This window comes from Streptomyces sp. OZ13 (assembly GCF_052068155.1).
In the GTDB taxonomy this organism is placed as follows: Bacteria; Actinomycetota; Actinomycetes; order Streptomycetales; family Streptomycetaceae; genus Streptomyces.
Window position 1 is genome coordinate 1 of the sequence record NZ_JBQHCZ010000024.1, and the last position, 18,825, is coordinate 18,825.

Annotated in this window: 14 protein-coding genes and 2 pseudogenes; 6 read left to right on the forward strand and 10 right to left on the reverse strand. The window is 71.6% G+C overall.

Annotation, left to right across the window (positions count from 1 at the left end):
• The 6 genes from ACTMTU_RS33845 to ACTMTU_RS33870 form a co-directional block, all read right to left on the reverse strand.
• Positions 1 to 1,805: type I polyketide synthase (locus ACTMTU_RS33845; RefSeq protein ID WP_441267258.1), on the reverse strand; the 1,805-nt coding region annotated here is incomplete at its 3' end.
• A 90-nt stretch (positions 1,806 to 1,895) separates the two neighbouring features.
• Positions 1,896 to 2,924 (reverse strand): HAD-IIIC family phosphatase, encoded by a 1,029-nt coding sequence (locus ACTMTU_RS33850; protein WP_441267259.1) that lies wholly within the window; start codon positions 2,922 to 2,924, stop codon positions 1,896 to 1,898.
• On the reverse strand, positions 2,924 to 4,105 hold the full coding sequence (locus tag ACTMTU_RS33855) for an acyl-CoA dehydrogenase family protein (RefSeq protein ID WP_441267260.1): 1,182 nt from the start codon (positions 4,103 to 4,105) through the stop codon (positions 2,924 to 2,926). The genes ACTMTU_RS33850 and ACTMTU_RS33855 overlap by 1 nt, the downstream gene beginning before the upstream one ends.
• A gap of 8 nt (positions 4,106 to 4,113) precedes the next feature.
• Positions 4,114 to 4,368, reverse strand: a complete 255-nt coding sequence (locus ACTMTU_RS33860) for an acyl carrier protein (RefSeq protein WP_441267261.1) — start codon at positions 4,366 to 4,368, stop codon at positions 4,114 to 4,116.
• Between the two features lie 77 nt (positions 4,369 to 4,445).
• Positions 4,446 to 5,297: a 3-hydroxyacyl-CoA dehydrogenase family protein gene (locus ACTMTU_RS33865; protein ID WP_441267262.1), complete on the reverse strand. Its 852-nt coding sequence runs from the start codon at positions 5,295 to 5,297 to the stop codon at positions 4,446 to 4,448.
• A gap of 16 nt (positions 5,298 to 5,313) precedes the next feature.
• Entirely contained in the window at positions 5,314 to 7,800 is a 2,487-nt protein-coding gene (locus ACTMTU_RS33870; RefSeq protein ID WP_441267263.1) for an FkbM family methyltransferase, read from the reverse strand.
• A gap of 458 nt (positions 7,801 to 8,258) precedes the next feature.
• Here ACTMTU_RS33870 and ACTMTU_RS33875 point away from each other — a divergent pair, with 458 nt between their 5' ends.
• Complete coding sequence (locus tag ACTMTU_RS33875) at positions 8,259 to 8,978, forward strand: 4'-phosphopantetheinyl transferase family protein (protein ID WP_441267264.1); 720 nt, start codon at positions 8,259 to 8,261, stop codon at positions 8,976 to 8,978.
• 352 nt (positions 8,979 to 9,330) lie between these two features.
• Here the strand turns inward: ACTMTU_RS33875 and ACTMTU_RS33880 are convergent, their stop codons facing one another.
• Together ACTMTU_RS33880 and ACTMTU_RS33885 are read right to left on the reverse strand one after the other, a co-directional pair.
• On the reverse strand, positions 9,331 to 10,095 hold the full coding sequence (locus ACTMTU_RS33880; protein ID WP_441267265.1) for a thioesterase II family protein: 765 nt from the start codon (positions 10,093 to 10,095) through the stop codon (positions 9,331 to 9,333).
• 82 nt (positions 10,096 to 10,177) lie between these two features.
• On the reverse strand, positions 10,178 to 10,999 hold the full coding sequence (locus ACTMTU_RS33885) for an AfsR/SARP family transcriptional regulator (RefSeq protein WP_441267266.1): 822 nt from the start codon (positions 10,997 to 10,999) through the stop codon (positions 10,178 to 10,180).
• A 270-nt stretch (positions 11,000 to 11,269) separates the two neighbouring features.
• Between ACTMTU_RS33885 and ACTMTU_RS33890 the strand changes: the two genes are divergently transcribed.
• Together ACTMTU_RS33890 and ACTMTU_RS33895 are read left to right on the forward strand one after the other, a co-directional pair.
• Positions 11,270 to 12,007: a thioesterase II family protein gene (locus ACTMTU_RS33890; protein ID WP_441267267.1), complete on the forward strand. Its 738-nt coding sequence runs from the start codon at positions 11,270 to 11,272 to the stop codon at positions 12,005 to 12,007.
• 2 nt (positions 12,008 to 12,009) lie between these two features.
• Positions 12,010 to 13,086 (forward strand): AfsR/SARP family transcriptional regulator, encoded by a 1,077-nt coding sequence (locus tag ACTMTU_RS33895; RefSeq protein ID WP_441267329.1) that lies wholly within the window; start codon positions 12,010 to 12,012, stop codon positions 13,084 to 13,086.
• A gap of 37 nt (positions 13,087 to 13,123) precedes the next feature.
• Here ACTMTU_RS33895 and ACTMTU_RS33900 read toward each other — a convergent pair whose 3' ends face one another.
• Positions 13,124 to 13,888, reverse strand: coding sequence for a thioesterase II family protein (locus ACTMTU_RS33900; protein ID WP_441267268.1), 765 nt, complete (start codon positions 13,886 to 13,888; stop codon positions 13,124 to 13,126).
• Positions 13,889 to 14,139: 251 nt separating this feature from the next.
• On the opposite strand from ACTMTU_RS33900, the gene ccrA reads away from it, so the two are divergent.
• From ccrA to ACTMTU_RS33915, 3 genes and pseudogenes are all read left to right on the forward strand, one after another.
• Positions 14,140 to 15,492: a crotonyl-CoA carboxylase/reductase gene (ccrA, locus tag ACTMTU_RS33905; RefSeq protein ID WP_441267269.1), complete on the forward strand. Its 1,353-nt coding sequence runs from the start codon at positions 14,140 to 14,142 to the stop codon at positions 15,490 to 15,492.
• Complete coding sequence (locus ACTMTU_RS33910) at positions 15,489 to 17,243, forward strand: 3-hydroxyacyl-CoA dehydrogenase family protein (protein WP_441267270.1); 1,755 nt, start codon at positions 15,489 to 15,491, stop codon at positions 17,241 to 17,243. Before ccrA ends, ACTMTU_RS33910 begins: the two co-directional genes overlap by 4 nt.
• A gap of 80 nt (positions 17,244 to 17,323) precedes the next feature.
• Positions 17,324 to 17,844, forward strand: a pseudogene (locus ACTMTU_RS33915) (hypothetical protein).
• A gap of 10 nt (positions 17,845 to 17,854) precedes the next feature.
• Here the strand turns inward: ACTMTU_RS33915 and ACTMTU_RS33920 are convergent.
• A pseudogene (locus ACTMTU_RS33920) lies at positions 17,855 to 18,209 on the reverse strand (transposase); the annotation flags it as partial.
• Between the last annotated feature and the right edge of the window lie 616 nt (positions 18,210 to 18,825).

Consider the following 18,825-nt stretch of genomic DNA (forward strand, 5'->3'; position numbering starts at 1 on the left):
CGGTCCAGATACGGCGCCAGCGCCTCATCGCACTCACGCACCGCGTCCGCGAACGCCTGCGACTGCTCCAGCAGTTCGCGCCCCATCCCCGCCCACTCGCTGCCCTGACCGGGGAAGACGAACACGGTCCTGCCGTGCTCCCCCGCCGAGCCTTCGGCGACGTCCGGGTGGGGCAGGCCGTCGGCCAGGGTCCGCAGGGCGTGGGCGAGGGCGGCCGTGTCGTCGGCGACGACGCCCGCGCGTTCGGTGAAGTGGGTGCGGGCGGTGGCGGCGGTGGCGGCGATGTCCCGCAGGGGCGTTTCGGGGTGGGCGGCCAGCCAGTCGGCCCAGCGTCCGGCCTGCTCGCGCATCGCCGCCCGGCTCGTGCCGGACAGCACCACGGGCGAGGGCGCGGGTGCCGAGGGCTCGACCGTCGCGGCGGGGGCGGGAGCTTCCTCGATGACGACGTGGGCGTTGGTGCCGCTCAGGCCGAAGGAGGAGACGCCGGCGCGGCGGGTGCGCTCGCCCTTGTGCCAGGGCCGGGGTTCCTGAAGGAGTGTCAGGCCGCTTCTGTCCCACTCGATGTGGGGGCTGGGCTCGTCGGCGTGCAGGGTGCGGGGCAGTGTCTCGTGCTGGAGGGCCAGGACCATCTTCATCACGCCGACGACGCCGGCGGCGGCCTGCGTGTGGCCGATGTTGGATTTCGAGGATCCGAGGAACACCTGGCGTGTGCCGAAGACTTCGGCGAGAGCGCCCGCTTCGATGGGATCGCCCAGCGAGGTGCCGGTGCCGTGGGCCTCGATCGCGTCGATGTCGGCGGGGGTGAGGCCGCCGGCGGCCAGGGCGTCGCGGATGACGCGCTGCTGGGATGGTCCGTTGGGGGCGGTCAGGCCGTTGCTGGCGCCGTCCTGGTTGACGGCGGAGCCGCGGATCACGGCGAGGACGCGGTCGCCGTCGCGTTCGGCGGCCGACAGACGCTTGAGCACGAGCATGCCGGCGCCTTCGGACCAGCCGCCGCCGTCGGCCTGGGCGGAGAAGCTCTTGCAGCGGCCGTCGGGGGCCATGGCGCCGAGCCTGCTGGACTCGACGAAGAGGCCGGGGGTCGTCATGACGGTCACGCCGCCGGCGAGTGCGAGGTCGCATTCGCCGTTGCGCAGGGCCGTGGCCGCGGTGTGGAGGGCGACGAGGGAGGAGGAGCAGGCGGTGTCGATGGTCATGGCGGGGCCCTGGAGGCCGAGCGCGTAGGAGACGCGTCCGGACAGGACGCTGCCGGCGATGCCGGTGCCCTGGTATCCGTCGAGGATCTCGTAGTCGGCCTGGGCGGTTTCGTAGTCGGAGCGCATGGCGCCGAGGTAGACGCCGGTGCGGCTGCCGGTGAGTGTGCCGGGCCGGATGCCGGCGCGCTCCAGCGCCTCCCACGACGCTTCAAGGACCAGGCGCTGCTGCGGGTCCATGGACTGGGCCTCGCGCGGGCTGATGCCGAAGAACGCGGCGTCGAAGTCCTCGATGCGGGTGAGGAATCCGCCTTCGCGGGAGTAGCTCTTGCCGGGGGCTGTCACATCGGGGTCGTACAGGTCCAGGCCGTCCCAGCGGGCGGGCAGGGGTCCGGTGGTGTCCCTGCCCTGGGCGAGGACGTTCCAGAAGTCCTCGGGGGTCTCGATGTCGCCGGGGAGCCGGCAGGCCATGGAGATGATGGCGACGGGTTCGAAACGCTGCGCCTCGAGTTCCGCGTTGCGCTTCTGGAGCTGTAGAACGGCCGCCATGGCGCGCCGCAGTCGCTCTTCGTTCGCGGTGGTGTCGGCGGCGTTGGTGGCGTTGGCGTTCATCGGTTCTCCATGTGAGGCATCCGGCCTGGACGGGAGCGTGCGGTACGGCCGGAGGGTCGCCCGGGGGCGCGGCCGTACCGCACCGGCGGATCAGTCTTCGACGACGACTTCCATGTACGGGGGGAAGCTGGGGATGTGGGAGTTGTCGTGTTCGAGGACGGAGACGTCGCCGTTCTTGGCCACTTCGCGGAAGCCGGCGAACTTGTAGGTGACGAGCATCGTCCGGTTGCGGTCGGTGGAGACGAATTCCGCCCGCAGTGTCACGCCGGCGTCGTGGGCCTTGCGGATGAGGTGGCCCAGGAGGACGGAGCCGACGCCGCGGGCCATCACGCGGCAGGACATCAGGAGCAGTTTCAGGGTCCATACGTCGGCGGAGCGTTCGACGAGGGCGAGGCCGATCTTGCCGTAGGTGCCGTACTTGTCGTCGAGTGAGGCGACGAGCAGTTCGTGGTCGGACGAGGAGCGGAACGCGTCGAGCTCTTCGTAGGAGTAGGTGTAGCCGGTGGCGTTCAGCTGGTTGGTGCGTACGGTGAGTTCCTCGGCGCGCTTGAGGTCGTCCTCCCGTGCGGGGGCGATGGTGAAGTGCATGTCGAGGGAGGCGAGGAACTCTTCGGAGGCGCCGGTGTGGGACTCCTCCGCGGCCTTGCGCTGTGCGTCGGCCCGGTACAGGTGGCGGCGTTCGCGGGAGTCCGCGGTGACGAACCGCGGCTGCATGCGGGGCAGGTCGGGGATGCGTTCGGCGTCGAGGGCGTCGATGCACAGCACCTGGGGGTGGGTGAAGCCGACCTCGTCGCGTTCGAAGGGCTGGTCGTCGACGAAGGCGAGGGTGTCGATGCCGATGTTGATCGCTTCGGCGACCGCCTTCACCGAGTCCGACTTCTGGCCCCAGTTGATCTGGGGATAGAGGAAGTATTCGGCGATGCCGAATTCTTCGAGTCGGGCCATGGCGGCGTCGTGGTCGTTTCGGCTGGCTATGGAGTGGAGAATTCCCCGCTCGTCGAGGGTGCGCAGAACGTCGACGATTCCCGGGCGGAGTTTGACGTCTCCGTCCTCGAGGAGCACTCCGTCCCATACGGTGTTGTCGAGGTCCCAGACCACGCATTTCACGGTGATCGTCATCAATTTCCCCTGTTCGTGGTGCGCAGCTGATGGCGGCCGAGGGTGAAATCCTGGAACGCGTATTCGGCGAGGCCGACTTGGTGGAGCTGGGTGCTTCCCTCGATGATTTCCATGATTTTGGCGTCGCCGAGGTACCGCTGGACGGGGTATGCGGAGCTGCAGCCGTTGGCGCCGTGGATCTGTACGGCGTCGGTCGCCGCGCGTACGGCGGCGCGGGAGGCGAAGTACTTCGCCAGTGAGGTGGCGGCGAGGGCTCCGGGGTCGCGCTCGTCGCGGAGCCGGCCGGCGTCCATGCACAGCAGGCGGGCCGCGCGGGCCTCGGTGTACATGTCGCTGATCATGCGGCGGACGAGTTGGTGGTCCTTGATGAGCGCGCCGAACTGTTCGCGTTCGCCCGCGTAGGCGAGACAGGCGTCGAGGCAGGCGTCGAGGATGCCGACGCTGCCCCAGCCCACGGTGTAGCGGCCGAGGTCGAGGGCGGCGCCGACGACGTGCGAGATGCCGAGGCCGGGGCGGGCGAGGATGTTCTGCTCGGGCACCGGGGTCTGTTCGAAGCGCACGTCGGCGGTCATCGAGGCGCGGATGCCGATGAGGTCCGTGATCAGGGAGGTGCTGAGGCCGGGGGCGGGGCGTTCGACGAGGACCGCGGTGGGTCCTTCCTCGGTCCGGGCGACCGTCAGGAACAGGTCGGCCACGTGGCCGTAGGTGATCCATTTCTTGTGGCCGTCGAGAAGGTGGCCGTCGCCGGTGCGGGTGAGGCGGCTGGTGACGCCGGCGGCGTCGCTGCCGGCGCCGGGTTCGGAGACGGCGAGTGCTGCGATGCGTTCGCCGGTCGCGAGCAGGGGCAGCCAGGTGTCCTTCTGGGCGCGGCTGCCCCAGCGCATGATCGCGTGGGCGACCATGGTGTGCACGGTGAGCAGGCTGCGCAGTGAGGAGCAGGCGCGTCCGAGCTCCGCGGCCAGCAGTCCGAGGGTGACCGCGTCCCTGCCGCCTCCGCCGTACTCCCGCGGGACGGCCAGGCCGAGGTATCCGCTGTCGGCCAGGGCGCGGACGAGCTCCGGCGGGGTGTGCTGGGCACGGTGGATCGAGTCCGCGGCCGGCGCGACGACACGCTGGGCGAACTCCTGGAATTCCTCCCGGGCCTCGGTGTGCCCGGCGGGTGGCTGGGTCGTCAGGGACACGGGTCGCCTCACTGGGGCACGGCTGCGGACAGCTTGCGGTTGACGAAGGCCTCGAGGGCGCTGACGGAGCGGAAGTGGTCGAGTTCGAGGTCGTCGTTCTCGACGGTGATGCCGAACTCGTGCTCGACGAAGGCGACCAGCTGCATGGCGAACATCGAGCTGACGAAGCCCAGCTGGAAGATGTCGTCGTCGTCCTTGAGGTCGTGCACGGGGAAGAAGCGGGAGAGGTAGTGCGCGATCCGGGGCTTGATGTCCGTGCTCATGTCATTCCCTGTCTCTGGTGGACTCGTCCGGTGGGTCGGGTGCGGCGGGGCCGCGGGCGGCCGCGGCCCCGTGCCGCTCAGGCGTAGCTGTGGAAGCCCTGGCCGCTCTTTCGGCCCAGCAGCCCGGCGGCGACCATCTTCTTGAGCAGCGGGGCGGGCCGGTACTTGTCGTCGTTGAAGCTCTCGTAGAGCACTTCGACGGACTTGAGGATGGTGTCGAGGCCGATGAGGTCGGCGGTCTCCAGCGGGCCCATGCGGTGGTCGAAGCAGCCCTTGAAGATGCGGTCGACCTCGGCCGCGGAGGCGACGCCGTCCTGGACGAGGAAGACGGCCTCGTTGACGGTCAGCATGAGCACGCGGTTGGAGACGAAGCCGGGGACGTCCTGGACGACGATGCATTCCTTGCCGAGTTCGGCGAGGAAGCGTGCCGCGGTGTCCAGGGTCTCCTGGGTGGTGTGGTAGCCGCGGATGACCTCGACGAGCGGCTTCATCGGCACCGGGTTCATGAAGTGCATGCCGACGACGCGCTCGGGGCGGCCGGTGGCGGAGCCGACCCGGGTGATGGAGATGGCGGAGGTGTTGACGGCGAAGACGGTGCCCGGCCGGCAGATCTTGTCGATGCGTTCGTAGACCTGCTGCTTGATGCCCCAGTCCTCGGTGACGTTCTCCACGACGAAGTCGGCGTCGGCGAGCCGCTCGTAGTCGACCGTGAACTCGATCTTCTCCAGGACCGCCGTGAAGTCGACCTTCTCCTTGCTGTTGAACAGGGCGTAGGTCCGCAGGCTGGTGCGCAGTTCCTTGCGGGCGCGTTCGAGGACGTCCTCGGAGATGTCCACGAGGACGACGCGGTGTCCGGTCTGGGCGAGGTTCTGCGCCACGCCGACGCCCATGACCCCGGCGCCGAGTACCCCTACGGTCTTGAATTCCATGGTCCGTCGACTCCGTTTACTGGTCGCTGCGAAGGGCGTAGATGTTGTAGATGTCCGTGCCGACGTAGATCTCGTCCTGTTCGGCGTGGACGGTGAAGCCGCGGCTGCTCAGCATCCGGGTCAGGTGGGCGACCCGGCCGTCGCCGTCGTGGGCCTCGAGCACCATCTGGCGGATCTTGGGCCAGTCGTGGTCGGCGATGCCGTCGAGGACCTGCTGCTCGCTCTTCTGCACATCGATCTTGATGAGGTCGATCCGTTCGACGCCCTGTTCCGCGATGACGGCGCTCAGGGGACGCAGCCATGCCTTGAACGGGACGGCGTCGAAGCGGACGTCGATGAGTTCCTCGGCGTAGGCGTCGAGCTTCTCGATGCCTTCTTCCGCCTCGCCGGCCGCGCGCTGGTTGGCGATGATGGTGCGCAGGTTGCGCTTCTCCTCGTCCTCGTCGGGGTGGAAGGAGGACATGCCGGAGCTGCGCGGGTAGAAGGTGAAGTCGGCCTCCGTCTCGCTGTCGGAGACGCCGATGTTGAACAGCTTGGCGTTCACGCCGTGTTCGGCGACGTTGCGGCTGAGGAGTTCGAACATGGGCGGGGCCGGTTCGAAGGTGTAGATCTCGACGTTGTCGGCCTCGTAGTGGGAGAAGAGGGTGAACAGGCCGATGTTGCCGCCGACGTCGAAGACGGTGGCGCCGGGCTCGATGGTGATGCCGTTCTTGGCGTAGGTGCGGTGGTCGAAGATGTCCTCGTAGAAGTGCTTGGTCTCGGCCTCGTTCTGGTGGTGGACCATCAGGCCGTTGGGCAGCCGGTAGGCGGGGCGTGCGTCGGCCGCGGCGGTCCAGGCGGCCGTTTCGGCGGCGGTCGGCTCGTCGCCGGTGAGCAGCGCGTCGATGGCGGCGGACATCTGGACGATGCTGGGCATCTCGTAGACGCGGCGCAGGGTGAGCTCGACGCCGAACTCGCGCTCGATGCGCAGGATCAGGCGGGTGGCGAGCAGGGAGTTGCCACCCAGTTCGAAGAAGCCGATGTCGGTGGGGAGCGCGTCCGACTTGAGCAGCCGGGACCAGATCGTGTGCAGCCGGGCCTGGGTGTCGGTCAGCTCCGGGGCGCCCTGCGGGACGGCGGCGGTGGTGGCGGTGTGGCCGGCGGCGGGGATGCCGGCGGCGGGGAAGGTGTCCCAGCCGGCCTGTGCGTGGCCGGTCCACAGCCGGCCGAGGGCCTTCAGGAGGACGGCGGTGTCGTCCTGCGGCTCCATCGGGTGGCGCATGGAGGCGACGATGGCGGCGGTGTCGCCGTCGCGGGCGGCGGCGGCGAGGCTGCTGAGGGTCTGTCCGGGGCCGGTCTCCAGCAGGAGCGGCTCGGCGCCCAGGGCGGCCAGCCCGTCGGCGAACCGCACCGGGCTGCACAGGTGGCGGGCCCAGTACGCCGGGTCGGTGGCCTGCTCGTCGGTGATCTGCCGGCCGGTCACGTTGGAGATGTAGGGGATGCTCGGCACCTTGAGGTCCAAGGTGGCGGCCAGCCGGGTGACTTCGGCGGCCAGCGGCTCCATCATCACCGAGTGGAAGGCGTGGGTGGACTTCACCCGGCGGGCGGCCACGCCCTGTTCCATGAGGCGGGTGTGGAGCTCGTCCACGGCCGCGCCGGGGCCGGCGACGACGCAGAACTCGGGTCCGTTGACGGCGGAGAGCGACAGCTTCTCGCCGATCAGGGCCGCGACCTGCTCCTCGGGGAGCATGACGGCGAGCATGGCGCCTTCCGGCGACCGGTCGATCAGCCGGGCGCGCTGGGCGACGAGCTTGACGGCGCCCTCGAGGGTCAGCACCCCGGCGAGGGTGGCGGCGACGTACTCGCCGAGGCTGTAGCCGATCATGACCTTCGGGCGCAGGCCCCACGACTCCCACAGCTTCGCCAGCGCGTACTCGACGGCGAAGAGGGCCGGCTGGGCGACACCGGTGCGGTTCAGGCGGCGCTCGGCGTCGCTCTGGGTGCCGCTGTCGCGGCCCAGCATCTGCCGCAGGTCCATGGCCGGCGCCGGTGCGCCGGGGGCCTGGTCCTGCGGGAACAGGGCGTCGCGGATGTCGAGGTCCAGCTCCGCGGCGAGCAGGTCGGCGCAGCGGTCCAGGTGCTCCCGGAAGACCGGGAAGTGGTGGTACAGGCCCTGCCCCATGCCGACGTAGTGGTCGCCGAGGCCGGGGAACATGAACGCGACCGGCCGCCCGGCGGCGGGCACGGTCGCGGCGTCCTGGGGGCGTATCTCGGCGGTGCCGCTCTCGTCGCCGGCGGCGGTCAGCAGGGCGGCGCGGCGCAGGCCGGCCGTCGCGGCCGCATCGCCGGCGGTGTGGACGGTGACCAGTGCGTCGTGGGTCGTGACGGGGCACGCGGAGCGGGACCGGAGCGCGGCGATCCCGGCATCGAGGTCCGCTGCGCCGGGACCGGCCAGGAGCGCCAGGTGCCACGGGCTCACCGTGTGGTCGTCGCGGACGGACACGGGTGTCGGATGGGGATTCATGCCACTCCTTGGCTGTCGCAGGGCAGGGCCGCACAGGTCGGGGAATGCCGGAGACGGGGTGGACCAATTGGTAGCAGCGCAGCCTTTGGTCTCACTCAATCCGCAATCGGGCCGTCTCTCTTGCGCGGTGCGCAGGGGCCCCGTGACGCATACGGAAAAGGCGCAGTCCACGTAGTCCTGCGTCAGCTTCTTTGCCGGTCTCTTTCACTGTCAAGTCCCGTCGGCCCGGCCTGTGTCGGGGTGCCGCAATTCCCGGTCCGATCCCCATTGCCTCTCGAGTGGTTCTCGAGCGGTTCCTGATTCGGCCCGGACGGGCGTCACTTGTCCGCCGGGGCGCATTCGGGGAAAGCTGAGGGGCGTTCTCGTTTCTTCACAGTCCGCTGCACTCCCGATCGCCGGGAGACAGATCCCCTCCCTCTTCTTCCTCTTCGACGCCCCGTCCGGAGACCGCCATCGCCGTGCCCGAGCAGAACGGTGCCGCCGCCCGGCGGCCCCTGGTGATGCTGGAGCGGGCCGCCGTCGTGCTGCGTGCCGCCCAGCAGGGCGGCGGCGGTGCGGCGGAGCTGACGGACGACGAGAGGCGGCGTGCGGCGTCCCTGCGGCACCGGCCGCAGCGCCGTGACTTCGTCGCCGCCCATCTGCTGGCGCGCCACTGTGTGCGGCGCTTCGCCCGCCTGCCGGCCACCACCAGTGTGACGTTGCGTCAGGAATGCGAGCGGTGCGGTGGTTCGGGGCACGGCAGGCCGTCGGTGGCGCAGTTCCCCGGCCTGTCGGTGAGCCTGTCGCACAGCGGCGGGGTCGTGGCCGCCGTGGTCGGCGCCTCACCGGTCGCGGTCGATGTGGAGAGCGCCGCGGGTTTTACGCTGGGCCCGGTCGAGGAGCGGCTCATGACGCGGGTGCTGCGGCCGGCCGAGGCCCGGGCGGTCCGCGCCAGTTCCCGGCCGGGCCGGGCGTTCCTGCGGCAGTGGGTGCGCAAGGAAGCACTGGTGAAGGCCGGTCTGGGGCGGCTGGAGCGACTCGATCTGATCGACCTGTCCGCGCTGCCGCCGGATTCGGGCGGACCGGTGCGGCCGGCCGTGTACGGGGGCTGGTTCCTGCTGGACTGGACGGACGAGGACACGGACGCGGTCGTGGCCGCGGTGTCCGACCGCCCGCCGCGCCTGGTACCACTGCACTGACCGCCGCGCGACTCCCGAGCCCACGGGCACCCGCCCGGCGCCTCGCCCGCCGCGCCTGGTACCGCCGCACCGACGGCCACGCGACTCCCGTGCCGGCCCGCGGGCACCCGCGCGGCCCGTGGGCCGCCGCTCGGCGTACCTGATTACGGCACCGACCGCGCGACTCCCCTGCCCGCGCACGGACACCGGCCCCGCGCCGCCTCGCGCCGCGGCCCGTGCACGCCGGGCGCCGGCCGGGCAGCCCCGCGCTCGTGGGCCGCCGGTGCACCGGCCCGTTGCCGTCCGGTGCCGGGAGCCGCCCCGCGGGTCCTGGCGCCGATGCACGGCCCGCCCCGCACCCGCGCGGGTGCGGTCAGGCGGGGGATGCGGCCGGCACGGGGCCCGCCTGCGCGGTGCGCCGTACGATGCGGCAGGCACGGCCGAGGAGCCGCGGCAGGTGCTTGCCGCGTACGAAGAAGTGGTCCCCGGGCACGGTCCGCGACACCGCGGGCCCCGCGCTCCAGGCCCGCCAGCCCTCCATCACCGCGGCCGGCGCCAGCGGGTCGTCCACGCCGGAGACGATGAGCAGCGGAACGTGCGGCGGCCCGGCCGGGGCCGGCTCGCGGGCGGCGGTGCGCAGGGCGTCGGCGAGCAGCAGGTCGTCACGCAGGACCGGCATCACGGCCCGGTGCCAGAACCCGCCGGGCAGGGCGCCCTCCGGCAGGGCGCCCAGCTCGCCGAGGAGTGCCAGCAGCCGCTCGTCGCCGTCCCGGCAGGCGTCGGCGAGGTCGGAGGCGGCGTCAGGTGGCGGGCTGGCGCCGAGGGCCAGCAGCGCGGGCCCCGGCAGGCCGGCCTCGTGCAGGGCGCGGGTGAGGGTGTAGGCGACCATCGCGCCGAGGCTGTGGCCGTAGAGCACGTACGGGCCGGGCGGCTCGTGCGTGAAGATGCCCAGCAGATCGCTCAGCAGGGCCTCACGGCCGGTGATGCGCGGCTCGCGGCGCCTGGCCTCACGGCCCGGCAGCAGATGCGGCACGGGCACGGCGCCCGTTCCCAGCTCGGCCGGCCAGCCGTGGAAGGAGGAGACACCGGCTCCCGCGTGCGCGAAGCAGTGGAGCCGTACCTGCTGTGCGTCCGACATCTGTCGTCCCTCCTCCTGGGGCGCCCTGGGGCCGGGTGCGCCGGTACCAGGATCGCCTGCGCGCCTCGAGATCCGCTCGGGCTCAGGCGGCGTAGAGGCCGAACGTGGAGCCGCGGCGCGGGCCGCTGACCACGTCCAGCGCCGGGTCGACGGTGAGCATGGCGTGGTGCAGCCGCTGCAGCTGGGGCGAGGGCTCCACGCCCAGTTCCTCGATCAGCCGTGTGCGCAGCCTGCGGTAGATGTCCAGCGCGGTGGCCTGCCGGCCCGAGCGGTACAGGGCCACCATGGCCTGCGAGTGGAGCCCTTCGTGCTGCGGGTGGCGGGCGGTCAGGTCGGTCAGTTCGGCGATGAGTTCGCTGTGCCGGCCCAGGCGCAGGTCGGCGTCGATCCGCCGCTCCACGGTGACCAGCCGGCTCTCCTCCAGCCGCAGGACCTCGATCTCGAGGATCGGGCCGACCCGCACGTCCACCAGTCCCGGCCCGTGCCACATCGCCAGCGCGTCGCGGAACAGGTGCGCGGCCCGTTCGTCCTCGCCGTCCTCGAAGGCGCTCTGGCCCGCCGACACCAGCTGTTCGTAGCGGTGCACGTCGACGGCCTCCGGCGGGATCTGCAGCAGGTAGCCGCCGTGCCGGGTCGCCAGTACCTCCTTCGCGGTGCCCGGCGCGTCGGGGCCCATCGCGGTGCCCAGCCGGCGGCGCAGCTGAAGGATGTACGTCTGCAGGGTGGTCATGGCGCTCTGGGGCAGTTCGGTGCCCCAGATCTCCTCCATCAGGGTCGGCACCGGCATGACCCGCCCCGGGTAGAAGGCGAGCAGCGCCAGAATCTGGCGTGGTTTGCCCGCGGTCGGAACGATCGACATTCCGTTGACGTGTGCGCTCAACGGACCCAGAACCTGAATCTCCACGGTTTCCTCCCGTTACCTGGTCGAGTTCCCTCGATGGCTCAAAGCCGTCGGCGCGCAGCACGCTAGTCGCGTTCGAAGGACGGCCCCGAGATTTCGACCCGTGCTTGAGCAGCCCTCCAACAAGGCACTTCGGCGGAAGGAGCCGTTCGATCGAGAACGCTTGTACGGGTGGTCGAAGAAGACTCGGACGGCTGAACACCGTCCTTGCCGGGCGGCTATCGTCCGTGGTTCCGCACACGGGACCGTCGAGACGGGCACCACGGAGGCACCATGGAGCTGCGCCTGTTCGTGTTCCACCACGCCGGTGGTTCGCATCTGCTGTACCGCGACTGGCCCGGCCGTTTCCCGGCCGGCTGGGACGTGCGGCTGGTGGACGCCCCCGGCCGCGGTCTGCTGTCCGACCGTCCCGCGATCGGGGACGCGGACCGGCTCGTGGACCACTTCCTCGACGAGCTGGGGCCCGAACTCCAGGGCCGCTACGCACTGTTCGGGCACAGCATGGGCGGTCTGGTGGCCTACGAGCTGACCCGGCGGCTGCTGGATCTGGGGCGCAGGCCGCCGCTGTGGCTGGGGTTGTCGGCGCGCAGCACGCCGCTGCCGCAGGGCGAGAACAGCGGCAGGCATCTGCTGTCCGACGCCGGGCTGCGCCGTGAGCTGGCCGCGATGGGCGGCACGCCCGCGGCGGTGCTGGAGGACGCGGAGCTGTGGGAGCTGTTCGCGCCGGCCATCCGGGGCGATCTGCGGCTGGTGGAGACCTGGCGTCCGAAGCCGCAGACCGAGCCGCTGCCCGTGGCGCTGTCGGTCTTCGGAGGCACTCGTGACGCGGTGGCCCCGCCGGGGCGGCTGGCCGGCTGGGCCGAGCGGTCGACGCGTTTCGTGGGCCTGCATCTGTTCGACGGCGGGCACTTCTACTTCCAGGACGATCCCTCCGCGCTGACCGGGCAGATCGCCGATGACGTCCACTGCGCCCTGGCCCTGGACGGCGCCGTGCGCGCGGTGCCCCGTTGACCGTGCCGGCGCCGGTCCGCCCCGCGCCGCCCGCGGCGCGGAGCACGGCGCCCACCGAGTTCCGGTTGCTGGGGCCGGTGGAGATACGCGACGGGCTCACCGGCGCGGACATCGCGCCGCCCGGTTCGAAGCAGCGTGCACTGCTGTCCGCGTTCGTGATCCACGCGGGCCGGCTGCTGAGTGTGGACCGGCTGGCGGAGGAGCTGTGGGGCGACGAGCCGCCCGCGAACGCCGCGAACGCGCTGCAGGCCCATGTGGCCCGGCTGCGGCGGCTGCTGCCCGCCGCGGACGGGCCGGGGGCGGCGGGTCACGAGTGGATCAGCACGCTGCCGACCGGTTATCTGCTGAGCCTGGGCCGGGCCACGACCGACGTGCAGGCCTTCCACCGGCTGTCCGCGAAGGGCCGTGCGGCCATCGCCTCCGATCCCGGGCAGGCGGCGGAACTGCTGCGCCGGGCCCTGGCGCTGTGGCGCGGGCCGGCGCTGCAGGACAGCTGCTACGGGCCGATCTGCCGTTCGGAGGCCGACCGGCTGGAGGAGAACCGGCTCACCGCGCTGGAGACGCTGTACGACGCGAGCCTGCGCTGTGCCCAGCACGGTGAGATCACCGGGGAGCTGGAGAAACTGACCGCCGACCATCCGCTGCGGGAACGTCTCTACGACCTGCTCATGGTGGCCCTGTACCGCAGTGGCCGGCAGGCCGAGGCCTTGGGTGTGTACGAGCGGGCGCGGCGCCGGCTGGTGGACGCGCTGGGGATCGAACCGGGTCCGGCGCTGCGCGGCCGGATGGAGGCGATTCTCCATCATGCGCCCGGCCTGTCGGCCCCGCCGGCGGCCGTGGCACCACCGCGGCCGGTGGGGCCGCACGGCGCGGCGGGACGGGACGGCGTGGTGGCGCCGGACGGCTCGGTGGGGTGGGACGGTGTGGTGGGGTGGGACGGCGTGGTGGATCTGGGGGGCGAGATCGCCCGGCTGCAGCGCCGTATCGACGAGCTGGGCCTTCAGCAGCAGGCGCTGGTGCGCAGGTTCGAGGCGATGGTGGCCGAGGGGCTGCAGCCGCCGCGGGCGCGGGCCCGCTGAGCGCGGCGGCCCCGGGCCTGCGGCCCGGTGCACGTTCTCAGACGGCGACCGCCGCTGCCGCGGTGAGGTGGTGCTCCACGGTGCGAAGGACCGCGTGCTGCTGGTCGACGAGGAAGAAGTGGCCGCCGGGCAGGACCCGCAGTTCGAAGGCGGAGCCGGTGTGCCCGGCCCAGGCGCCGACGTCGGCCGCGGATGCCTTGGGGTCGCTGTCGCCGGTGAAGGCGGTGACGGGGCAGCGCAGCGCGGGTCCGTCGCTGTAGCGGTAGCGGCGCACCGCCGCGTAGTCGGCGCGCAGGGCGGGCAGGATCATGTCCAGGACCTCCGCGTCGTCGAGGAGTTCGGCGCCGGTGCCGTTCAAGGCGCGGATCTCGGCGACGACTTCCTCGTCGGTGCGCGGCTGGAGGTCTCCCTCGCGATCCAGGCAGGGGGCGCGGCGGCCGGAGACGAACAGCGCGGCGGGCCCGTGGCCGGCGGCCTCGAGGCGGCGTGCGGCCTCGAAGGCGACGGTGGCGCCCATGCTGTGCCCGAACAGGGCGTAGGGCCGGTCGGTCCGCGGTGCGAGGGCCTCGGCGATCGTGTCGGCGAGCACGGCGATGTCCGTGACGGCCGGTTCCTCGCGCCGGTCCTGCCGGCCCGGGTACTGGACGGCCAGGACCTCGATGCGCGGGGACAGCGCCTGGGCGACGGGGTGGTAGAAGGTGGCCGCGCCGCCGGCGTGCGGCAGGCAGACCAGCCGCAGGGGTGCGTCGGGGGCCGGTCGGTAGTTCCTGAACCAGGGGGTGTCTCCCGTAAGGGCGGTCATCGGGTCTCTCCTAGCCGGTCACGAGCAGGGCTTGAGACCACGATCGGTGTTCGCCGGCCGCTGCGGCTTCCCCTGACATCCCCCTGTGCTCGGGGCGCCGGCGGATGTAGGGGGGCGTCGGGGGTTACCGGTGCCGGCCGTGGTGGCGCAGGCTCGGCGCAGTGCCTGCCGTGTGCCTGTGCCGCGTCCCTCCGGCCGTGCCCCGGCGCGCTGCGCGCTCCTCGACTCCCGAGAGAAACCAGGGAATTCACGTGGACGAGATCATCAGTGCCCTTCTCTGTGAGGATGCGACGCCGCAGGACTTCGCGGCTGTGCCGCTTCCCGACAGCTACCGCGGTGCCGTGGTCCGCAAGGAGGACACCGGCATGTTCGAGGCGATGGACTTCGCGGACAAGGATCCGCGCAAGTCGCTGCATCTGCAGGACGTGCCGGTGCCGATGCCTTCGGCCGGCGAGGCGCTGGTGGCGGTGATGGCGTCGTCGGTGAACTACAACACCGTCTGGTCGTCGGTCTTCGAGCCGCTGCCGACGTTCGGCTTCCTTCAGCGTTACGCGCGGCTCTCCCCCGCCGCCGCCCGCCACGACCTGCCGTACCACGTCCTCGGCTCCGACCTGGCGGGTGTCGTGCTGCGCACCGGCCCCGGTGTGAACCGCTGGAAGGCCGGGGACCGGGTGGTGGCGCATTGTCTGTCGGTGGAGCTGGAGTCGGCGGACGGCCACGGCGACACGATGCTCGACCCCGAGCAGCGGATCTGGGGTTTCGAGACCAACTTCGGCGGGCTGGCCGAGATCGCGCTGGTCAAGTCGAACCAGCTGATGCCCAAGCCCGAGCATCTGACCTGGGAGGAGGCGGCGGCCCCGGGTCTGGTGAACTCCACCGCGTACCGGCAGCTCGTCTCCCGCAACGGGGCCGGGATGAAGCAGGGCGACAACGTGCTGATCTGGGGTGCGAGCGGCGGTCTGGGCTCCTACGCCACGCAGTTGGCCCTGGCCGGCGGCGCCAACCCGATCTGTGTCGTCTCCAGCGGCCAGAAGGCGGACATCTGCCGGAAGATGGGCGCGGAGGCGGTCATCGACCGCAGCGCGGAGGGCTACCGGTTCTGGAAGGACGAGCAGACCCAGGACCCGCGCGAGTGGAAGCGGCTGGGCGCCCGTATCCGTGAGCTCACCGGCGGCGAGGACGTCGACATCGTCTTCGAGCACCCGGGCCGCGAGACGTTCGGCGCGAGTGTGTACGTCACCCGCAAGGGCGGCACGATCGTGACCTGCGCGTCGACGACGGGCTTCCGGCACGAGTACGACAACCGCTACCTGTGGATGTCGCTGAAGCGGATCACCGGCTCGCACTTCGCCAACTACCGCGAGGCGTGGGAGGCCAACCGCCTGATCGCCAAGGGCAGGATCCACCCCACCCTGTCGAAGGTCTACGCGCTGGAGGAGACCGGGCAGGCCGCGTACGACGTGCACCGCAACCTCCACCAGGGCAAGGTCGGTGTCCTCGCGCTCGCCCCCGAGGAGGGCCTCGGTGTGCGTGACCCGGAGATGCGTGAGAAGCACATCGACGCCATCAACCGTTTCCGCGAAGGGGAGGCCAAGGTCTCATGACAGAACCCGTTCCCGTCCCCGTCCCCGTCCCCGTCACGGGGATCGTCGGCCTGGGGTCGGCCGGCGAGGCCCTGCTGCACCGTGTGGTGGACGCGGGCCGGCCGGTCGTCGCCGTCGACACCGACCTGGACGTCCTGGCCCGGGCCGCCCGGCGGCTCAAGGCGATCGCCGGCGACGGCCCGGGCCGTGCGCCGGTCACCTTCACCGCCGACCACACGCTGCTGCGCGACGCCCGTCTGGTGATCGAGTGCGTGCCGGACGAAACGGCCGCCAAGTCGGCCGCGCTGGCGCAGATCGTCGCCGCCTGCCCGCCGGGCACTCCCCTGCTCACCACCACGGCGGAGCTGTCCGTGACCGGCCTGGCCCTCGCCTGCGGCCGGCCGGCCGATGTCGCGGCACTGCACCTGTTCACGCCGCCCCTGCCCGCGGCTCCCGTCCGGCCGCACCGCACCGCCCTGACCTCGCCGCAGGCCGCGGCCGCGCTCGACGCGCTGGTGACCGACACCGGTCTGACGCCGGTCACGGCCGGGGCGCGCGCGGCGGACGACGCCGGCGCGCTGGTGCTCGGGTTCCTCAACCGTGCGGTGATCCTCCTCGACGAGGGATACGCCACGCAGCACGCGATCGACACCGCGATGCGGTTCGGCTGCGCTCTGCCCGCGGGCCCGCTGGAACTGCTCGACCGTATCGGCCTGGACGCCGCCCACCGTGCGCTGACCGGCCTGTGGCGGCGCACCGGTGACAGTGCTTTCGAGCCCGCTCCGCTCCTGAGCCGGATGGTCGCGGCCGAGCGGCTGGGGGTGAAGACGGGGGACGGCTTCTACGCCTACGACGAGCGCGGTGAGCGGCTCGAGGCGGCCCCCGCCGGTGCGGCGGGCGGTGCGGGCGCCGGGCCGGTCGGCCGGGTGGGCGTGCTGGGCTCGGGTGCGATGGCGCGCGGCATCGCGGAGGTGACGGCCGCGGCCGGGCATCCGACCGTGCTGGTGGCCCGCTCGGCCGACAAGGCGCAGGAGGCGCTGGCCGGCGTGGCCGAATCCCTGACCCGCGCGGTGCGCCGCGGCAAGGTCACGGCGCAGGTGAAGGCCTCGGCCTGCCAACTCCTGGAAGGGACGCACGACGTGGCGGCCCTGGCCGGCTGCGACCTGGTGATCGAGGCGGTCGCGGAGGATCTCGACGTCAAGCGTGCGCTGTTCGCACGGCTGGGCGAGGTGTGCGCGCCGGGCACGGTGCTGGCCACCACCACCTCCTCCCTGTCGGTCACCGCGTGCGCCGAGGCGTCGGGCCGGCCGGCGGACGTGGTCGGCATGCATTTCTTCAACCCGGCCCCGGTGATGCGGCTGGTGGAGCTGGCGCGCACCGAGGTGGTGGACCCGGGTGTGTGGTCCACCGCGCGCGCCTTCTGCGACGCGCTGGGCAAAACGGTCGTCGAGTGCCCGGACCGTACCGGCTTCATCGTCAACAGCCTGCTGTTCCCCTATCTGGGTGCGGCGCTGGCGCTGCTGGAGCGGCCCGGGTGCGACATCGAGGCGATCGACGCGGCCGTCCAGCACGGATTCGGTTTCCCCATGGGCCCGTTCGCGCTGCTGGACACCATCGGTCTCGATGTGTCGCTGGCCATCCAGCACCGGCTTCACGAACGGTTCCGGACGCCGGAGTACCGTCCCTCGCCGGCGCTGGAGCAGTTGGTGGCCGCGGGTCTGCTCGGCCGCAAGAACGGCCGCGGTCTGCGCACGGCGGCCGCCCGCCGCTGACCCGGTGACGTCGCGGACCCGGCCCGCCGTGCCCGGACAGGGCCGAGGGCGTGTGTCGGAAGTGCTCTGGGTTGGCTGACGTGAGTGCGCGGGGGCGGAGTTACAGATATGTCGGACCGGTCGAGCTGAAGACTGCGGTCCGGCCTGGTGGCGGCGGTGCCGTATCAGCTCGGCGGCTGACTTCGGCAGCTGGATCGCTGAGCAATCGGCTGCGGAGCTGGCCGAACCGTTCACCTTCGTGGTCGGTATGGACGGTGTGCTTCGACCGGCGCCGCGACGAAGCGAGCACGTGGCCTGCGCCGGCGGGGACATGGTTCTGAGTGCCGGCGAGATTGGCTTCATGCGCGAGGCAGACCGGTGGCTCGTGAGCGAGGTCAGCAATCAGTCCACCGGATTCTGCCCGGACATCAGCTCCTGGCCGGAAGTCGCCCGTGCTCTGGACGACGTAGAGCTCGGGCGGCCCTCCGGCTTCACCCACGAGGTGGTATTCCGACGGTGTCCCGACTGCCAGGAACACAACATCGTGCGCGAGGACGACTTCGTCTGTGTCTTCTGCGGCAGCGATCTGCCTGCGGTGTGGAACGTGGATCCCACCACGTGACGGCGGAGGGTCACAGCCACCCGTTGATGGCAGCCACGAGGACGGTCGCCTCGTAGCGGACCGCGAGCTTGTCGTAGCGCATGGCGACAGCGCAGTGCCTCTTGAGGCGGCTGATCCCGCACTCGACCGCGTGACGCTCGCGGTAGTCGGCCGGGGCGAAATGCGGCGGACGACCGCCAGGGAGCCGAGTCTTTGGCGGTTGCGCGCCTGGTCGGCCTTGTCCGGGATGGTGCAGCGGATCCCGCGGCGGCGCAGGTAGGCGCGGTTCTTGCGGGAGGCGTACGCCTTGTGTCAGCCCGCACGCGATTGGGGCAGACGCGTGGCCGGCCCGGCCCGATACGGGGCACGCGGGCCCTTTCCAGCACGGACGTCGTGCGCGCTGAGGCTCAGGCCGACATCGGCAGCGGCTTCCGAGTCCGCGACGACGATGTCGGGGATCAGATCCCGTCCGGGACGACGACGTTCACCGCCTCCAGCACCTCCAGCGGCATGCCGGCCGCGTCGACCGCGTTCTGCAGGAGCGCGGCAAGCCGGTGGGAGGCACGCTGGTGCGGCACTCGGGACTGGGGCTCATCGGTGGCCAACTACTGCCGGACAGGGTCCGTCTCGGCGACCACACACGAGCAGTACTGCCACCGGAACACGGTGCTCAACCGGCTGTGTCAGCCGACCAATCCCCTCGACGCGGCGACCGTGCCGTTCGCTCTGCGCTGCGCGCCCGGGGGCCCGCCCGACAGCTCGGACGGCCTTCCCCGAGAGTGACTCCGGCCGGTTCTCACTTCGCTACGGAGCGCATTGCCGCGGCCGCTTTCACTCTGCCCACCGGCCCCGACCAGCAACATCGCTGTCGGCTGATCCGGCATAGCGCAAGGCGATTTGCACCATTTGACTTTATCCAACTCTATGCCTAATTTGGGACGTAATTGAACGATTCCGAGGGGCGGATGCCTGCGGCAGGGTTTGCCCGATACCGCGCGTTCA